This is a genomic window from Pseudomonas gingeri, from assembly GCF_013386115.1.
GTDB lineage: Bacteria > Pseudomonadota > Gammaproteobacteria > Pseudomonadales > Pseudomonadaceae > Aquipseudomonas > Aquipseudomonas gingeri.
In genome coordinates this window covers 63,904-80,213 of the sequence record NZ_JACAOR010000015.1, presented here as the reverse complement: position 1 = coordinate 80,213, position 16,310 = coordinate 63,904, and the positions used below count along the sequence as shown (strand labels likewise).

The 16,310-nt window shown below is 65.8% G+C and carries 14 protein-coding genes; 2 read left to right on the top strand and 12 right to left on the bottom strand.

From position 1 onward, the window contains the following. Nucleotides 1-2: 2 nt before the first annotated feature. From HX881_RS29855 to HX881_RS29800, 12 genes are all read right to left on the bottom strand, one after another. A complete protein-coding gene (locus tag HX881_RS29855) occupies nucleotides 3-1,007 on the bottom strand; it encodes an aliphatic sulfonate ABC transporter substrate-binding protein (RefSeq protein WP_177088232.1) in 1,005 nt (334 codons plus the stop codon). 57 nt (nucleotides 1,008-1,064) lie between these two features. Beyond that, on the bottom strand, nucleotides 1,065-3,527 hold the full coding sequence (locus HX881_RS29850; RefSeq protein WP_103032948.1) for a TonB-dependent receptor plug domain-containing protein: 2,463 nt from the start codon (nucleotides 3,525-3,527) through the stop codon (nucleotides 1,065-1,067). Nucleotides 3,528-3,555: 28 nt separating this feature from the next. Continuing rightward, nucleotides 3,556-4,053, bottom strand: coding sequence for a RidA family protein (locus tag HX881_RS29845; RefSeq protein WP_017126595.1), 498 nt, complete (start codon nucleotides 4,051-4,053; stop codon nucleotides 3,556-3,558). Nucleotides 4,054-4,142: 89 nt separating this feature from the next. Beyond that, on the bottom strand, nucleotides 4,143-5,720 hold the full coding sequence (locus HX881_RS29840; protein ID WP_177088165.1) for a flavin monoamine oxidase family protein: 1,578 nt from the start codon (nucleotides 5,718-5,720) through the stop codon (nucleotides 4,143-4,145). Nucleotides 5,721-5,969: 249 nt separating this feature from the next. Then, nucleotides 5,970-7,154, bottom strand: coding sequence for a dipeptidase (locus HX881_RS29835; protein ID WP_177088163.1), 1,185 nt, complete (start codon nucleotides 7,152-7,154; stop codon nucleotides 5,970-5,972). A 33-nt stretch (nucleotides 7,155-7,187) separates the two neighbouring features. Continuing rightward, a complete protein-coding gene (locus tag HX881_RS29830) occupies nucleotides 7,188-8,144 on the bottom strand; it encodes an ABC transporter substrate-binding protein (RefSeq protein WP_017126598.1) in 957 nt (318 codons plus the stop codon). A 14-nt stretch (nucleotides 8,145-8,158) separates the two neighbouring features. Beyond that, nucleotides 8,159-8,977: a class II aldolase/adducin family protein gene (locus HX881_RS29825; protein ID WP_245223009.1), complete on the bottom strand. Its 819-nt coding sequence runs from the start codon at nucleotides 8,975-8,977 to the stop codon at nucleotides 8,159-8,161. Then, nucleotides 8,967-9,905: an NAD(P)-dependent oxidoreductase gene (locus HX881_RS29820; RefSeq protein WP_177088161.1), complete on the bottom strand. Its 939-nt coding sequence runs from the start codon at nucleotides 9,903-9,905 to the stop codon at nucleotides 8,967-8,969. Before HX881_RS29820 ends, HX881_RS29825 begins: the two co-directional genes overlap by 11 nt. Further along, nucleotides 9,902-11,107 carry an acyl-CoA dehydrogenase family protein gene (locus HX881_RS29815; RefSeq protein WP_177088159.1) on the bottom strand — a complete coding sequence of 402 codons (1,206 nt, stop codon included), beginning with the start codon at nucleotides 11,105-11,107 and terminating at the stop codon, nucleotides 9,902-9,904. Before HX881_RS29815 ends, HX881_RS29820 begins: the two co-directional genes overlap by 4 nt. Continuing rightward, nucleotides 11,104-11,877 (bottom strand): ABC transporter ATP-binding protein, encoded by a 774-nt coding sequence (locus tag HX881_RS29810; protein WP_177088157.1) that lies wholly within the window; start codon nucleotides 11,875-11,877, stop codon nucleotides 11,104-11,106. Before HX881_RS29810 ends, HX881_RS29815 begins: the two co-directional genes overlap by 4 nt. A 2-nt stretch (nucleotides 11,878-11,879) precedes the next feature. Next, the gene (locus HX881_RS29805) at nucleotides 11,880-12,701 is read right to left on the bottom strand and encodes an ABC transporter permease (protein ID WP_177088155.1); all 822 of its coding nucleotides are present in this window, start codon (nucleotides 12,699-12,701) and stop codon (nucleotides 11,880-11,882) included. Between the two features lie 161 nt (nucleotides 12,702-12,862). Next, nucleotides 12,863-13,765 carry a LysR family transcriptional regulator gene (locus tag HX881_RS29800; protein WP_017126603.1) on the bottom strand — a complete coding sequence of 301 codons (903 nt, stop codon included), beginning with the start codon at nucleotides 13,763-13,765 and terminating at the stop codon, nucleotides 12,863-12,865. A gap of 105 nt (nucleotides 13,766-13,870) precedes the next feature. On the opposite strand from HX881_RS29800, the gene HX881_RS29795 reads away from it, so the two are divergent. Together HX881_RS29795 and HX881_RS29790 are read left to right on the top strand one after the other, a co-directional pair. Continuing rightward, entirely contained in the window at nucleotides 13,871-14,506 is a 636-nt protein-coding gene (locus HX881_RS29795; RefSeq protein ID WP_017126604.1) for a cysteine dioxygenase family protein, read from the top strand. Further along, the gene (locus HX881_RS29790; RefSeq protein WP_177088154.1) at nucleotides 14,503-16,086 is read left to right on the top strand and encodes a rhodanese-related sulfurtransferase; all 1,584 of its coding nucleotides are present in this window, start codon (nucleotides 14,503-14,505) and stop codon (nucleotides 16,084-16,086) included. The genes HX881_RS29795 and HX881_RS29790 overlap by 4 nt, the downstream gene beginning before the upstream one ends. Nucleotides 16,087-16,310 lie beyond the last annotated feature (224 nt).

Genomic DNA, 16,310 nt, shown 5'->3' with positions numbered 1-16,310 from the left:
CTTCAATTCCCTGAAAGTGATGGACTGTGCACAGCAGTGTTGAAGCGTTGATCGAAATGCTCGTCGGCCTTGAATGCGGCCTGGATGACGCCCTCCTCCCGATACAGATCGGCGGTGTGTTGCACGTCGTCGATCACCGTCGGCCCGACATCGATACGATGGGCCTGGGCAAAGCGATTGGAACGTTCGTGGATGGCCAGCGGCAGGCCGCTGTAGCCGGCCTGGATCGCGGAAAAGGCTGGCTGGTGGGCATTGGCCCAGTCATAGGCACGGGCCAGGCGCTGCAGGAAGTCGCCGATCTGCGCCGGCTTGTCGCGGATCGCCGCGTCGTTGGCCACCAGCAACATATGCCCGGCGAACAACCCGGCACCGCTGACCAGCACCCGTGTACCGCCCTCCAGCTGGACCATGCTGGTGTAGGGGTCCCAGGTCGACCAGGCATCGGCCTCGCCGTTGGCGAGCAGGGTTCGCGACTCGCCCGGGGCGAGGAAGACGAACTGCGCGTCGCCCCCGTGCAGCCCCACCGAGCGCAGCGCCGCCAGCGCCAGGAAATGACCGATGGAGCCGCGCGTGGTCGTGATGCGCCGGCCCTTGAGATCGGCGGCTTCCTTGAGCGGCGAGTCGTCCTTGACCACGATGGCCACGGCGGTCGGCGTGACATTGACCTTGATCACCCCGACGGTTTTCAGCGGCGCACCGGCGGCCGCGGCAAACACGAAGGGCGCTTCGCCCAGGCTGCCGATATCCACCGCGCCGGCCGCGAGGGCTTCGGCGGTGGGCGCGGCGGCGGCGAACGAGGCGAACTCGATCGGATACGGCAGGTTGTCCAGTTCACCGGCGGCCTGCAGGAGGATCTTCAGCGACTGCTTCTGGCTGGAGACCCGCAACGGCTCGGCGGCCTCGACGCTCAGGCACAGTAGCAACGCAAGCAAAACACCACACCTGTGCAGGAGCCGGCTTGCCGGCGATGGCGACCGCCCAGACGATACAAGACTCACCGGCCTCATCGCCGGCAAGCCGGCTACCACAGGGACGGGGGTGGCATCGATGCGCGGGCTCATCACTCAAAACGCCAGGCTGATGCGGCTGTAGTAGTACCCGCCACCCAGTCCGTACGGCGAGAACATGCCGTACTCGTAGGTGCCGGCCCAGGCCTTGAGGCCGATCTTGTCCGGGTAGACGTCGAACAGGTTGTTCGCCCCCACCGCCACCGTCAGGTTCTGGGTGACGTCATAGGCCACGTCCAGGTCGGTGATCCACTTGGCACTGTAGGTGCGATCGTCGGCGGGACTGTTCGCGCCCTCGGTGTATTCGCCGAAACGGGTGAACTGCAGGTTGGTGGTCCAGTCGCCGACCTTGTAGTTGCCGGACAGGATCCATTTGTCCTTGGGCGTGGCCTTGGTCAGGTCAAGCTGCTGCTGGCGGTCGAACAGCACGTACTGCGAGCCGAGACTGGCCAGCGCCGCCGGGGTGTCGGCCAGGCTGCGGATGGTGGTCTTGTTGCGGTTGTAGGCCACGCTCCATTTCGCCGAACCGTATTCGCCGAACGACTGGCTGTAGTCCGCCACCAGGTCGACGCCCTTGGTCCGGGTGTCCGCGGCGTTGGCGTAGTACTGCCCGGCCAGGTTCGGCGACAGGCCGTTGTCGACCAGGATCTGCGACACCGCCGGGCCCTTGAGGATGCCGGTCTGGAGGATTCGCTTGTCGATATCGATCAGGTAGAAATCCGCCGTCAGCCGCAGCCGTTGCGCCGGCTCGGCGGTCAAGCCGATGCTGTAGTTGCGCGAGGTCTCCGGTTCCAGGTCCTTGGCGCCCAGGGCGCGGCCTTCAGGGGAGTCCGGGCGCATCTGCTTGGTCCGCACGTTGGTGGTCGTACCGCTGGAAAACTGGGTGACGGTACTGGTGGTGGAGAACACGCTCTGGGCCAGGGATGGCGCGCGGAAACCGTTGCTGACCGCCGCCCGCACCGCATAGCCGGGAAGAAATTCATAGCGGGTGGTGAGCTTGCCGCTGGCGGTCTCGCCCACGCCCAGGTTGTACTTCTCATAACGCGCCGCCGCGCCCACGTACCACTTGGGCGTGACGTTCAGGCCCAGGTCGACATAGGCCGCGTCACTGTGGCGCTGCAACGAATAGGCATCTTCCGGGGTGGTGCCGTTGACCGAGAACAGTCCCGGATCCGGCACCCTGCCGGCAAACGGTCCGGTGCTGGGCACATAACTACCGAAGTTGTAGGAGTTCGGTTCGCCGGCTTCCAGGGCGTATTTCTCCCAGCGGTGCTCGACGCCGAACGAGGTTTCCAGCGGGCTGCTCCAGCCGATATCCAGGGCACGGCTGAAGTCCAGGTTGGTGGTCCACTGGTCGAAGATCAGGTTGCCCAGGTGGAAGTCATGCTGGCCGTAGGGACCGTTGGAAATATTCAGGTTGTTGGCCGTGTCGAGGACCGCGCGATCCTTGCCATAGGTGCTGCTCAGGTCCCAGTCCCAGTTGCCGACCAGGCCCTTGGCGCCACCGGCGAACTGGAAGTCCACCTCGTGGATTTCGCGCCGGGCCTGGCCGCCATTGGGGTACGGCGCGTCCGGCACACCGGCGAGGCTGGTGATGTCGGTGGGCTTGCGATGGCCCAGGTCCTTGTTGCTGTTGCGGTAGCTGAGGGTGGAAAACGAATACAGCTTGAGGTCGTCCTGCAGCGGCAGTTCCAGGTTGTAGGCCAGGCTGCTGGTGCGGTCGCGACCCAGGCCGTATTCGCCGCCCCAGCCATGCCGGTTGCTTTCGCGGGGATCGGGCGAGCCGTCGGGCTGGTTGAAATACAACTGGCCGCTGGCCGCGGCCGCCCGCTCGTAGGGCTCCTGGACCTTGCCGTCGAAGGACAGGTTGAAGAAGCCGCCGCTCTCTCCCAGCTTCGAACCCCAGTTGGCCGCTTCGTGCCCGGTGGTGCCGTCGCCGTCATAGTATTGGCCCAGGCTGGTATCGGAGGTCAGGCCCTCGGCGTTGCGCTTGAGGATGATATTGATCACCCCGGCAATCGCGTCCGAGCCGTACTGCGCCGCCGCGCCATCGCGCAGCACCTCGATGCGCTCGATGGAAGCGGTAGGAATCAGATCGAGGTCCACCGGTACCGAGGCGTTGCCGACCCGCGCACCGTTGTTGATCAGCGCCGAGTTGTGACGGCGCTTGCCGTTGACCAGGATCAGCACCTGGTCGCCGCCCAGGCCGCGCATGCTGACGCCCCGGACCAGGAACGCGGTGCCGCCGCCGTTGATGGTGGGCACGTTGAACGACGGCAGCAGGCGGCCCAGCATTTCCTTCAGGCCGTTCTGGCCGATGGTGCGCAACTGCTCGCTGTTGATCACATCGATCGGGGCCGGGCTGTCGGTGACCGTGCGTTGCTGGCTGCCGCGCACGCCGGTGACCACCACGGTATCGAGGGTTTCGTCGGCGGCGAACAGCGCCTGGGAAGTGGCGAGGCTGAGCAGCGCGGCACTGAACGGGGCCGCGAAGCGGGTATTGCCAAAAGTAGAAGCCATGACTCGGATATCCTTCCTGTGGACCGGCTCAACGCGCCTTGGCGGCAACGGTTTCGACTTCGATCAGGGCGCCGGGCAATACCAGTCCGGCCACCTGCACCGTGGTGCGGGCCGGTTTCAGCGGTTGCTTGTCGGTCCCGAAGAACTCCCGGAAAGCACTCTGCAGACCGTCGAAATCCAGCTTGCCGCCCAGTGCCGGATCGCCCACCAGGTAGATGCGCAGTTGCACCACGTCACCGAGGCCGAGCCCCTGGCTGGCGAGGATGGTCTCGACCTTGCGCAGCACCGCCCGGGCCTGGGTCTCGGTGTTGCCGACGGCATGCACCTGGTCCTTGGCGGCCTTGGGGTCGACGGGATCGGGCAGCAGCCCGGAGAGGTAGGTGACCTCGGCATTGGCCGGCAGGGTCACCGACTGCAGGATCGGCGAATTGGGATAGGTCGACGGCACCCGTTGGATCGAGCCGGCCTGGGCGCTGCCCGCGGCGAAAAGGATCCCCAGACCCAACAAGGTTTTCTTGAAAAACATACGGACACTCCAAGGTTTTTTTAACGCCGGCCTCGGAGGTCCGCTACCCGGCAAATCGATGCTGCTGTTTTAGTGAGAGCGCGGCTTTTTCAGGCCGTTTGCTTGATGGGCGAGCGCTGGGCCCGCTCGAAGAGATGGCGGACCACCCGTCGTGCCGCGCCGGCGGCGGCTTCCTGCCAGATACCGACTCCGCTGTGGGCCAGGCCGTCGCTGGTCAGGTAGACCCGACCCTGGGCCTGGTTGAGCAGGCTGTAGTCCGGGTCAGCCACTTCATGATTGATCCACGGGCCGAGGTTGTAGGGAATCCTGGCCCAGGCGATCGCCAGCGGCTTGCGCAGTTCATGACCGTGGCCGGGATGCAGCAACTCCACCGCCTGGCGTGACAGGGCGATCTGTTCGTCCAGGCTTTTCTCGCCGAAACGGCGGGCGATTTCACCGTTGTTGTAGGCCGCCACCAGCACGCCTTCGGCCTGGTTGAAACCACCGCTGGGATACCACAGGCCCGAGGCTTCCTGGTTGATGAAGGACAGCCCGCCGTAGATCTGGTAATCGCTTTCCCAGAAGCGCCGGGACTGCCAGGCGACCTTGTTGGCATAGCCGAACTGCACGGCGGCAATCGCCTGCCGCACCGGCTGGGTGAGGTTGTTCTCGACCTTGGCCAGCAACGGCAGCGGCAACGCGCTGATCACATAGTCGGCCCGCAGCGAGTGGCTGCGACCGCTGCGTCGGTCGAGGTAGCCGACCTCGACGAAATCCGCCTGGTTGTCAATCGAACGGACCTCGACACCCAGGCGCAGCTCCGCTTTCAGGTGGCGCTCGAACGCCTTGGGAATCCGGTCCATGCCCCCCACCGGCTGGAACATGGTCGGGGAGAATTCCGGGTACTCGTCGATCATCAGCGCCGTGGTCAGCGCCGGATTGAGCAGGGTCTGCAACGGCAACGGATCGCGTTTCTGCGCCAGTTGATCGCCCGCTCCCGGCCAGACCTTGTAGCCGGAGCGCGCCGAACCGAGGTATTCGAGCTTGTCCGAGAGGTCGCCCCAGGTCTTCAGGAAACTCAGCAGGTTGCTGCGGTCCGCCGGGCTCAACTCCTGGTCGAGGGCGTTGCGATTGACCGCCTTGGCCAGCAGCTCGGAAAAATGCCCGCGGCTGTCGTTGACCGCCTGGCGGATCTGGAGGGGCGGTGCGTTAAGGTCGGGGCGAACCAGGGCATTGCGGCTGGTATTGACCAGCACTTCCAGTTCGACCCCCAGCTCGCGGCAGTAACCGAGCATCAGTTGGTGATGGCTGGGCAGGCGACCGGGTCCGGCGTTGAGGTAGAAGCCCTTGTCGAAGTCGGCGACCTGCACGCTGCCATCGGTGTACTCGACACGATCGCCGTGACGTACGGTCCAGTTGCGCCCGCCGACCCGCTCCCGGGCTTCGAGCAGCGTCACCTTGAAACCGGCCTTCTTCAGCTCGAAGGCGCTGACCAGGCCACCGATGCCGGCACCGATCACGATCACGCTGGCACCCTTGCCGACTGCGGCGATGGGCAAGGACGCATAGTTCTCTTCGCCGGCCGTTGCCTGCTGGTCCACCCCGAGCAGGCCCATCACCGCCGTTGCTGCCTGCAGGCCGCCGACGGCAGCCACACGGGCAATCAGTTGTCTTCTGGTCAACGGCATGCAAGCGCTCCCTGCCTGGTGTAGTGGATAGTTCATTCCGTTATAGCCCGATGAAACATTCAGTTACTTCGGTCTATGGACGCCATCCTAGAGAGCGGAACTTAATAAGAGAAATACATTTTAGGCATATGCAAATATTACTTTGTTTCATATTTTATGACGGTGATATTGCGCAAAATGCATAACCTCAAGGGCGCCGGGCACGCTACTGACGCTTTCGCGGGCAAGCCCGCTCCCACACAGGGCGGCTCAAGGTTCAGAGCGGGCCTGGGCCGCGGCCAGCACCCGCAACAGATTGCCACCCCAGATATTCGCCAGGTCCCGTTCGCCGTAACCCGCCGCCAGCAGGCGCTCGGTGATCTTCGGCAGCTGCGAGACGTCCGCCAGCCCCTCGACCCCGCCGCCGCCATCCCAGTCGGCGCCGATGCCGACATGCTCCGGGCCGACCACCGCGAGGATATGCAGCAGGTGCTTCATGTAGTCGTCGAGAGTAGCCCTGGGCTCGGGGAAGCGCGCCTCCACCTCGCGAATCCGCGCTGCCAGGTCCGCCACCTGCTCCGGCGCCATACTCGCGGCCAGACGAAACTCCTTGTATAGCGGCCCGAGGGCCTTGCTGCGTTCCGGGTTGGCTCGCTGCTCGATGAGGTCGCTGGGGAAGCTGTTCACCTGGATCACCCCACCCTTGGCCGCCAGCGCCCGCAGGCGGCGATCGTCGAGATTGCGCGGGTGCGCGGTGATCGCCCGGCTGCCGGAATGGGAAGCGATGATCGGTGCCGTGGACAAGGCCAGCACCTGATCGAAGACCTGGTCGGAGGCATGGGAGACATCCAGCAGGATGCCCAGGCGATTGGCCTCGATCACCAGCTCCCGCCCCCTGGGACTCAGGCCATGCCACTGCGGCAGCGCCGTGGCCGAGTCGGCGAAGTCATTGTTCGCCGCATGCACCAGGCCGAGCATGCGCAGGCCGAGACGCCGGTAGGTCAGCAGGCGGCCGGGGTCGGCCGCCAACGGCTCGGCGTTCTCCATGCTGATGAACACCACCCGCTGGTGCCGCGCGACGATCTTCGGGACATCCTCGGCGCTCAGGGCCAGGGCGAACTGTCGCGGGTGGGCGGCAATCATGTCGCGAATCCGCGTGATCACCGCCAGGCCATGCTCGCTGGCGAGGGTCCGGCCTTCATCGGTCAATGCTCCCTGGGGCGTGAATATCGCCCAGAAACCACCGTCCAGGCCGCCCTCCTCCATGCGCGGCAGATCGACCTGGGACAGGTCGTCCTCATAGCGATGGCGTTGCGTGATATCCCAGCCCGGGCGGGCCAGATGCATGGGTGTGTCGAGATGGCTGTCGAGCACGGTGAGACGTTGGTGCAGCGTGTCCGCGGCCTCGGCCGGTGAGGCGATCAGCAAGGCCAGCGCGAGGGGTTTCCAAAGCATTGAGTCCTCCCTGGGACTTGATCGTTGCGGCACCTAGCCCCAGTTGAAACTGCGATCCCACAACCCCGTGACATCCAGCTTCTGCGGCAGCACCCCGGCCTCGAAGAACAGGTCGGCGACGTCCTGCTGCGAGCGCACCGCCGCATCGTCCACCGGTTGCAGGATGCGTGGTCCGCTCTGGGCCTTGTACTGCGCCAGGAACACTTCGCGTGGCATGCCGAGGATCTGCGCGCTCTTGCTCGCCCACTCCTGCGGATGCGTGGCGATCCACTGCCACGCGCGGTACTCGCGCAGGATGTAGTCGGTGATCGCCGCGTGCTTGAGCGGGTCGGCAATGCTGTTCTGGTTGGCCGCGATCACGTAGTTGCCGGACAGGTAGCCCTGCCCGGTCTTCAGCACCCGCGCGCCGGCCCGCAGTTCCGCCAGCTGGATGAAGTAGCCGAAGCTGACCCAGGCATCCACCGCGCCGTTCTGGAACGCGGCAAAGCCGTCCTGGGGCGTCAACGCCATGGGCACGATGTCGTTGAAGCCCAGTCCCTGCTCCTTCAGGGCCTTGAGCAGAAAGTAGTGGGAACTGGTGGAGCGGATATAGGCGATGCGCTTGCCCTTGAGTTCGGCCACCGACTGCACCGTCGAGCCCCTGGGCACGATAAAGGCCTGGTTGTTGACGTCACCGGTAAGCACCGCGATGAGCTTCACCGGGGCATGGTTCTTGATGCCGAAGATCGGCGGGATTTCGCTCATCGGCGAGATATCCAGGGTGCCGCTGACCAACGCCTCGAAACTCAGGTTGCCGCCGGTGAACTCGGCGTACCTGACCTGATACGGCGCCGGGCCGATACCCGCCTCGGGGAAGAATGTCGGGGCCGCGCCCTTGTAGGTGGCGACATTCAGGGTCACCCCGCTCAGGTCCCGGGCCGCACTCAAGCCGGGCAGGGAAATCCCGAGCCCGGTCAGGGCGCAGAGTTGCAGAAAACCACGACGGTCCATCACGCTGACTCCTGTCACAGAAAGGCATCCGGTTCGCTACGCAGCACCCGGTCCCAATAAGGTTGAAAACTGAACCAGCCACCAAACTCGGTGCCCACCTGGCGCGCGGTGTGGCGCGCCACCTCCGGCGGAATCGGCCGTGGCGTGCCGGCGGCTTCGGCCAGCAGTTGGGCATGGGCGGCGTTGTCCATGGCGATAAAACGCCAGACCGCCGCCTCGACCGTCTCGCCCACCGTCAGCAGGCCATGGTTCTGCAGGATCAGCGCCTTGTGCTGGCCCAGGGTCCGGGCGATCCGCTCGCCTTCGCTGCTCTCCAGCACCACGCCGGAAAAGTTGTCGAACAGCGCATGCTTCTCGTAGAAGGCGCAGGCATCCTGAGTCAGCGGATCGAGCAGGCGGCCCAGGCTCGACCAGGCCTTGCCGTGCAGCGAATGGGCATGGGCCGCCGCCACCACATCCGGCCGGGCTTCGTGCAGGGCCGCGTGAATGGCGAAGGCCGCCAGGTTCAAGGCACCCTCGCCTTCGACGATAGTGCCGTGGGGATCGACCCGCAGCAGGTCGGACACCCGCAAATGGCCGAAATACACGCCCACCGGATTGACCCAGAAATGATCGCGGTGCTCGGGATCGCGCACGGTGATATGCCCGGCGCCGCCCATGTCGAAACCGAGCCAGGCAAACACCCGGAACGCCGCGGCCAGGCTCTTCTTGCGTTGCAGTCGTTCCAGTTCAAGCGTCGGTTGCTGCGGCGGATGTTCCCAGCGGAACACCGTCTGCCCGTCGCGGGGCAAGCCGTAGGCACTCGGTGCAGGTCTCGGCGATTCAATAGCCACGTTCGGCCTCCACGCGGTTTTCCAAGGGCAGGCCGAGGGCATCGCGCTCCAGGTTGCGCAACAGCAACCGGGCGAGTTCCAGGTAGACCTGCGGTGAGTTGGCGCTGGTATGCGGCGACAGGCGGATACGCGGATGCCGATAGAAACCATGGCCCTCGGGCAACGGCTCCGGGTCGCTGACATCGAGACTGGCGAGGCTCAGTTGCCCGCGCTCCAGCGCCTCCAGCAAGGCCTCCTGGTCGAGCAGGGCGCCGCGGGCGATATTGATCAGGTGCAAGCCGGGCCTGGCCGAGCCGAGGACATCGCGGTCGATGATGCGGCGGGTCTGCGCGGTCAGTGGCACCGCCAGCAGCAGATGATCGGCTCGTCCGAACAGCTCATGCAGATCGGCCACCGCCTGCACTCCGGGGACCTCGAAAGGTGTCGCCGAACGGCGCAGGGCCAGGACTTCCATCCCCAGGGCCAGCGCCTTCGGCGCCAGGGCCCGGGCGATACTGCCGAAACCGAACAGCCCCAGGGTACTGCCCGCGACCGAGGCCAGAGGTCGTTGCTGCCAGTGCGCGGCGTCCCCGATCCAGACATCCGGCAACCGCTTGGCCGCGGCAAAGATCGCCGCCAGGGCAAACTCGGCAATGCTCTGGGCAGTGACCCCGCGGGCACTGGCCACCGGCAGGCTGTCGAACAGCCAGCGGGGAAAATAGTCGAGCCCGGACGTCACCAGTTGCACGAACCGCAGACCGAACGGCCAGCCCGGAGGCGCTTGTGGCGCGTCGCGGAACCCGGCATGGGGGGCGGCCAGCAGCACCCGGATATCCGCCGGCAGTTCAGCGGGCAGGCCGCGCGGCAGCTCCAGCACTTGCAGGCCCTGGGCGCGCAGGCGGGCATTGAAATCGGCGTCCAGCTGGCTGGCGATGCGTACGCCGCTCACGCCTGGCCCCCACGGGCCGGCAAGGCAAACGCCGCCCGCCCGACCGCGGCGAGAATCGCATCGTTCTGCGGTGTATGAATCCGGCTGCACAACACATCGCGGTAATGTCGTTCGAGCGGATTGCCCCGCGCCAGGCCGGGATTGCCGATGGCCTCGATGCCCAGCTCCACGGCACTGATGGCGTTGCCGGTGACCAGGTACTTGACCTGGGTCGCTTCGCTCGCGGCGATCCGCCCTTCGGCGGCGGCATCGAGCAGCACGCGGTTGGTCAGCAACAGTGAATCGATCCGGCCGATCAATTCATGGAAACGCGGCAGGCTCGACAGCGGCGCGCCGAGGTTGGCCGGGGTGCGTTCGGCCAGCCAGGTCACCAGCCAGTCCCGCGCCGAGCGCGCCACGCCGTCATAGATCGCCGACAGCAACACCGCCAGCCAGAGCACGCCGCTGCTGTCCAGCTCGGAGGGGCGCGGCACGCTGGCGGGCTGGATATCCACGGCGAACTCGCTGGCGACAAAGACATCCTCGAACACCACGTCATGGCTGCCGGTAGCGCGCATGCCCAGGTGATCCCAGGTCTCCTCGACACGGATTCCCGGGGTATCTCGGTGCACCAGCCAGGTACCGACCCGCGGTTCGGCTTCGTCACTGCGAGCCCAGACCGACAGCCAGGTCAGGCCCGGAATACCGGTGGAATAGATCTTGCGCCCGTCGAGTCGCCAACCGCCCTCGACCCGCCGCGCCACGGTGCCGGGCAAGCCGCCCCGGGCCGGGGTGCCGAGATCCGGCTCGACCCGCAGGGCATTGATCAGCGCCCCCTGCTCCACCGCTTCGCGAGCCACCTGCAGCCGCAGATGCCGGGGCCAGGCCTGGTTGCCTTGCAGACGCGTGTGCTGCAAGTACTGCATCACCAGCACCAGCGCGGTCGAGGGCTCGCCCCGGGCCACCGCGCCGATCACCCGCCGCGCCTGGGCCAGGGTCGCTTCGCTGCCGCCGAGATGGCGCGGCACTGTCAGCGCCAGCAGGCCATGCTCGTGCAGGCGGTGCAGGTTGGCGTGGGGGAACTCGCCGTGCCTGTCGTAATAGGCCGCGGTGCCGGCGAACTCTTCGCTGAGCTGCTCCAGCAGATCGGCGAATGCCGGGGAATCAAGGTCCGGACGCTGCCCGGCGGTAGTGGAAGGCGATTGCACGGTGGTCAGGCTCATCGATGGGCGATCCTGCTGAGAAAATGAAGGCGACCGTCCTCGACGGCCGGAGGTTGTTCAACCCCGAGCAATTCCAGCAAGCGCGCACGCAGCTTCTGGAATGCCGGGCTGGCCACCTGGCGCGGACGCGGCAGGCGGATCGCAATCTGTTCGGCGATACGTCCGTTGGCCAGGACCACCACCCGGTCGGCCAGCAATACCGCCTCGTCGACATCGTGGGTCACCAGCAGCACCGCCGGTTCGTGCACCCGCCACAGGTCGATGATCAACTGATGCATGCGAATCCGCGTCAGCGCATCGAGGGCGGCGAACGGCTCGTCGAGCAACAGCAGTTGCGGCTCGCGGACCAGCGCCCGGGCCAGGGCCACGCGCTGGGCTTCGCCACCGGACAGGGTGTGCGGCCAGGCATCGACCCGATGGGCGAGCCCCACTTCGGCGAGCGCCGCCAGTGCCCGTGACCTGGGTTCGTCACCGCGCAGGCCGAGGGCGACATTGCGCCAGGCGCGTTTCCACGGCATCAGCCGCGGCTCCTGGAACACCGCCGCCAGCGGCTCGGGCACCGTCAGCCGGCCTTCATCGATCCGGTCCAGGCCGGCCAGGGCACGCAGCAACGTGGTCTTGCCCGAGCCACTGCTGCCAAGCAAGGCGACGAATTCACCGGGAGCGATGTCCAGGTCGAGGGCGTCGAGGACCGCCTGGCCGCCGAAACGGCGACTGACCTGGCGGCACTCGACGGCCGGGCGCGGGGAACGGGAAAGCGGCAGAGTCATGGTCAGTTCCTGATAAAGGACGGGCGCCAGGCCAGGGTGAAGCGCTCCAGCAAGCGCACCAGGCTGTCGATGCCCAGGCCCAGCACGCTGTAGATCAGCAGGCAGATCACGATCACATCGGTGCGCATGAAATCCCGGGCGTCATTGACCAGGTAGCCGATACCGGCGCTGGCGTTGATCTGCTCGACCACCACCAGGCCCAGCCAGCTGAGGCCGAAGGCATAGCGCAGGCCGACGAAAAACGACGGCAAGGCTCCGGGCAGGATCACGTGCCAGATCCGCTCCCGCCGGGACAGGCCGAGCAAGGTCGCCGCCTCCAGCAACTTGGGATCGAGGCTGCGGATACCGGAGAACAGCGTGAGGTAGACCGGAAACGTGGTGCCGAGGGCAATCAGGGCGATCTTGGGTGTCTCGCCGACCCCGAACCAGAGGATGAACAGCGGCACGATGGCGAGGAAGGGCAAGGTGCGCAGCATCTGCACGGGCGAGTCGATCACCAGCTCGCCGCGTCGGGACAGCCCGGAAAGCAGGGCCAGCACGGTGCCGATACTGATGCCGATGGCCAGTCCGCCGAGCGCCCGCTGCAAAGACACCCAGAGGTGACGCCCGAGTTCGCCGCTGCCGAGCATCTGCCACAAGGTGCCGCCGATGGTGCTCGGCGCGGCGATGATCCGGGTGGGCAGGAGCCCCGTGCGCGAGGCCAGCTCCCAGAGCAGCAACAGCACCAGCGGGCTGATCAGGCGGACCGCCAGTTCACGCCAGCCATGCCAGCGGGCAACGGCCCGCAGGCCGGATCGTGGGGAGACAAGGTCTTGCGCGGGCATGCTGACGTCCTGTTCTGTAGCGCGTGGAGGACCATGCTAACTACATAAAAAACGTCCGTGAAATTCGCTTTGGTTCTAATCTAATATACAAAAAATGCATTTATCAAAATTATGATTATGCAAAATACAAAAACTGACGAGGTTCTGGCCGCCCCCTTCCACTATTGTCCCGGAACCTTGCCCACCCGCTGCGCCACCATCTCGCCAAAGACACTGACCGGTTCCTGCAGGTTGCCCAGGAAACGCGGATGGATCAGCCACAGATCGATCACCGGCTTGAAGTCCGTCACCGGCACGATCTCCAGCTTGTCCCGATGGCTGCTGTTCTCCAGCAGCGGCGACGGCACCAGGCCGTAACCCAGGCCATTGGCGATCAGCCCCAGTTGCAGCTCGGTGCCAAAGGTCTCCAGGTTGATCTGCAGCGACAGCCCCTGGGCACTCAGGGCCCGTTGCAGGCCGGCGCGGAAACCGCAGCCATCGGGGTTGAGCACCCAGCCGCGTTGATAGAGGTCGGCCAGCTTGTAGGCGCGCCGGGTGACCTCGCCCTTCGCCGCGACCACCACCAGGTTCATGCTGCCCAGCGAACGCCCGACCACCCCTTCGGGAAACACCTTGCCCGCCGGAAACAACGCCGCCACCACATCCAGCTCGCCGTTCTCGACCTTGCCCAGCAAATGGCTGCCCCAGCCGGTGGCGACCGAGGTCTGCAGTTGCGGGTAGCGGTTTTTCAGGTGGCTGAGGGCATCGAGCAGCACCACGTCGCCGATGGTCTGCGGCACGCCGATCCGCAGGGCGCCGCTCGGCGCACCATCGTTGGCCACCAGCTCGCTCAAGGCGTCGATGGTACGCAGCACTTCCAGGCACTGGCCGTACACCCGCAGGCCCATGCTGGTGGGTTTCAACGGCTTGGTGTTGCGATCCAGCAACTCCACCCCCAGCGCTTCCTCGAAGTTCTGCACGCGCCGGGTGATGGCCGGCTGGGTCAGTTGCAGCGAATCGGCGGCCTGGCTGATGGTCTGGCAACGGATTACCGCCACGAATGCGTTGATATCATCTATCTTCATTCTTTATTCGCATAATAAATAACTGGAAAAATGTCTGGAAAGAATAATACCTTTTAGCTCACTCGTGTAGTTCACATCGTGACTGACTGTCCACGGAGGGAGTTCATGCCCCAGCAAGCCCACAGCATCGCTTCAACGCAGCCGACACCGAACCTGGGGCGATTGCGCCGGTTCATCCAGCAACTGGCCGACCTGCTGGCCGATCAACCCGACGAGCCGCACCTGCTCGAACACGGCAGCCGGCTCTTGCAGCAACTGGTCGAGCATGACGACTGGTTGCCCGAGGACTTCGCCCGCCCGGACCCGCAGCGCTACCAGCAGTTCCTGCTGCACGCCGATTCGCGCCAGCAGTTTTCCATCGTCAGCTTTGTCTGGGGACCGGGGCAGCAAACGCCGATCCACGATCATCGGGTCTGGGGCCTGATCGGCATGCTGCGCGGGGCCGAATATTCCCAGGGGTTCGCCCGCGGCATCGATGGCGGCCTGCAGGAAGCGGGCGCGGCGATCCGCCTCGAACCGGGCCAGGTCGAGGCGGTATCGCCACGGATCGGCGATATCCATCGGGTGTCCAACGCGTTCGATGACCGGGTGTCTATCAGTATCCATGTCTACGGCGGCAATATCGGTGCGGTGAAACGCGCGGTGTACAGCCTCGACGGCAGTGAAAAAGCCTTTATCTCCGGCTACTCCAACAGCCTGCTACCTAACCTCTGGGACCTGTCGAAGGAGCCCCCGCAATGACCGAAACCCGCACCCGCCGTTACCAGGATATTCGCCGAGCCTTGCTTGCCCGCGAGGAACTGGCCTTGCTCGATGTCCGTGAAGAGGCGCCGTTTGCCGAGTCCCACCCGCTGTTCGCGGCCAATATCGCCCTGTCGAAACTGGAACTGGAGGCCTACGCGCGGATCCCCCGTCGCGACACGCCGGTGACCCTCTATGACAACGGCGAAGGCCTGGCGTCGCGGGCCGCCGAGGTGCTGCGCGATCTCGGCTACAGCGATGTCGCCCTGCTCGACGGCGGACTGGCCGGCTGGCAGGAGGACGGTGGCGAGCTGTTCAAGGACGTCAATGTGCCGAGCAAGTCGTTCGGCGAACTGGTGGAGTCCGAGCGCCATACACCATCGCTGGCCGCCGAAGAAGTCCAGGCCCTGCTGGATGCCGAGGTCGACCTGGTGGTGCTCGACGCCCGACGCTTCGATGAATACCAGACCATGAGCATTCCCGGCGGCATCAGCGTGCCCGGCGCCGAACTGGTGCTGCGGGTCCGCGAACTGGCACCCGATCCGGGCACGCGGGTCATCGTCAATTGCGCCGGACGCACCCGTAGCATCATCGGCACCCAGTCGCTGGTGAATGCGGGAATTCCCAATCCGGTCGCCGCCCTGCGCAACGGCACCATCGGCTGGACCCTCGCCGGCCAGACACTGGAGCACGGACAGGCGCGGCGCTTTGCCGAGGTCGGCGCGGACAACCACCAGGCCGCCCGGCAATCGGCGCGTGCCGTGGCCGATCGTGCCGATGTCGGCCGGGCCGGCCTGGCCGAGCTGCGCCAATGGCAAGCCGAACGCGGACGCACCACCTACCTGTTCGACGTGCGCACCCCGGAAGAATTCGAGGCGGGCCACCTGCCTGGCGCCCGCTCCACCCCCGGCGGGCAACTGGTACAGGAGACCGATCACTTCGCCAGTGTCCGCGGGGCCCGGCTGGTGCTGGTGGACGACGATGGCGTGCGGGCCAACATGAGCGCCTCGTGGCTGGCACAGATGGGTTGGCAGGTGAAAGTACTGGACGGCCTGGTGCCAACCGACTTCAGTGAGCAAGGCCCCTGGCAGGCACCGTTGCCGCCGGCCCCCGAAGCACAGCCCGTGGATGCCGCCACCCTGGCCGGCTGGTTGCAGGAGCCCGGCACCCAGGTGCTGGACTTCACCGCCAGCGCCAACCATGTACAACGGCATATCCCCGGCGCCTGGTGGGTGTTGCGCAGCCAGCTGGCCGAGGCCCTGGCGCGGATTCCCGCGGCGCAACGCTATGTGCTGACCTGCGGCAGCAGCCTGCTGGCCGGCTACGCCGTCGCCCAGGTCCAGGCGCTGACCGCCCGGCCGGTGTTCCTGCTGACAGGCGGCACGGCGGCCTGGGTCGCGGCCGGATTGCCGGTGGAAGCCGGCGAACAACGACTGGCCTCGCCGCGCATCGACCGCTACCGTCGCCCTTATGAAGGCACCGACAACCCGCGCGAAGCCATGCAGGGTTACCTGGACTGGGAATATGGCCTGGTGGCGCAACTGGGGCGGGACGGGACCCACGGTTTCTTCGTGATCTGACCACCACCACCACCACCACCACCACCACCACCACCACTGATCGTTCCCACGCTCTGCGTGGGAATGCCTCACCGGACGCTCCGCGTCCGCTGCAAGGTGACGCAGAGCGTCACGGGCTGCATGCCCACGCAGGGCGTGGGAACGATCGACAGTGGCTTTATTTCAAACGAGACAAATAGCAATAATTCTCGATATCATTCACAACTTCTCCCGTTACCACCCGA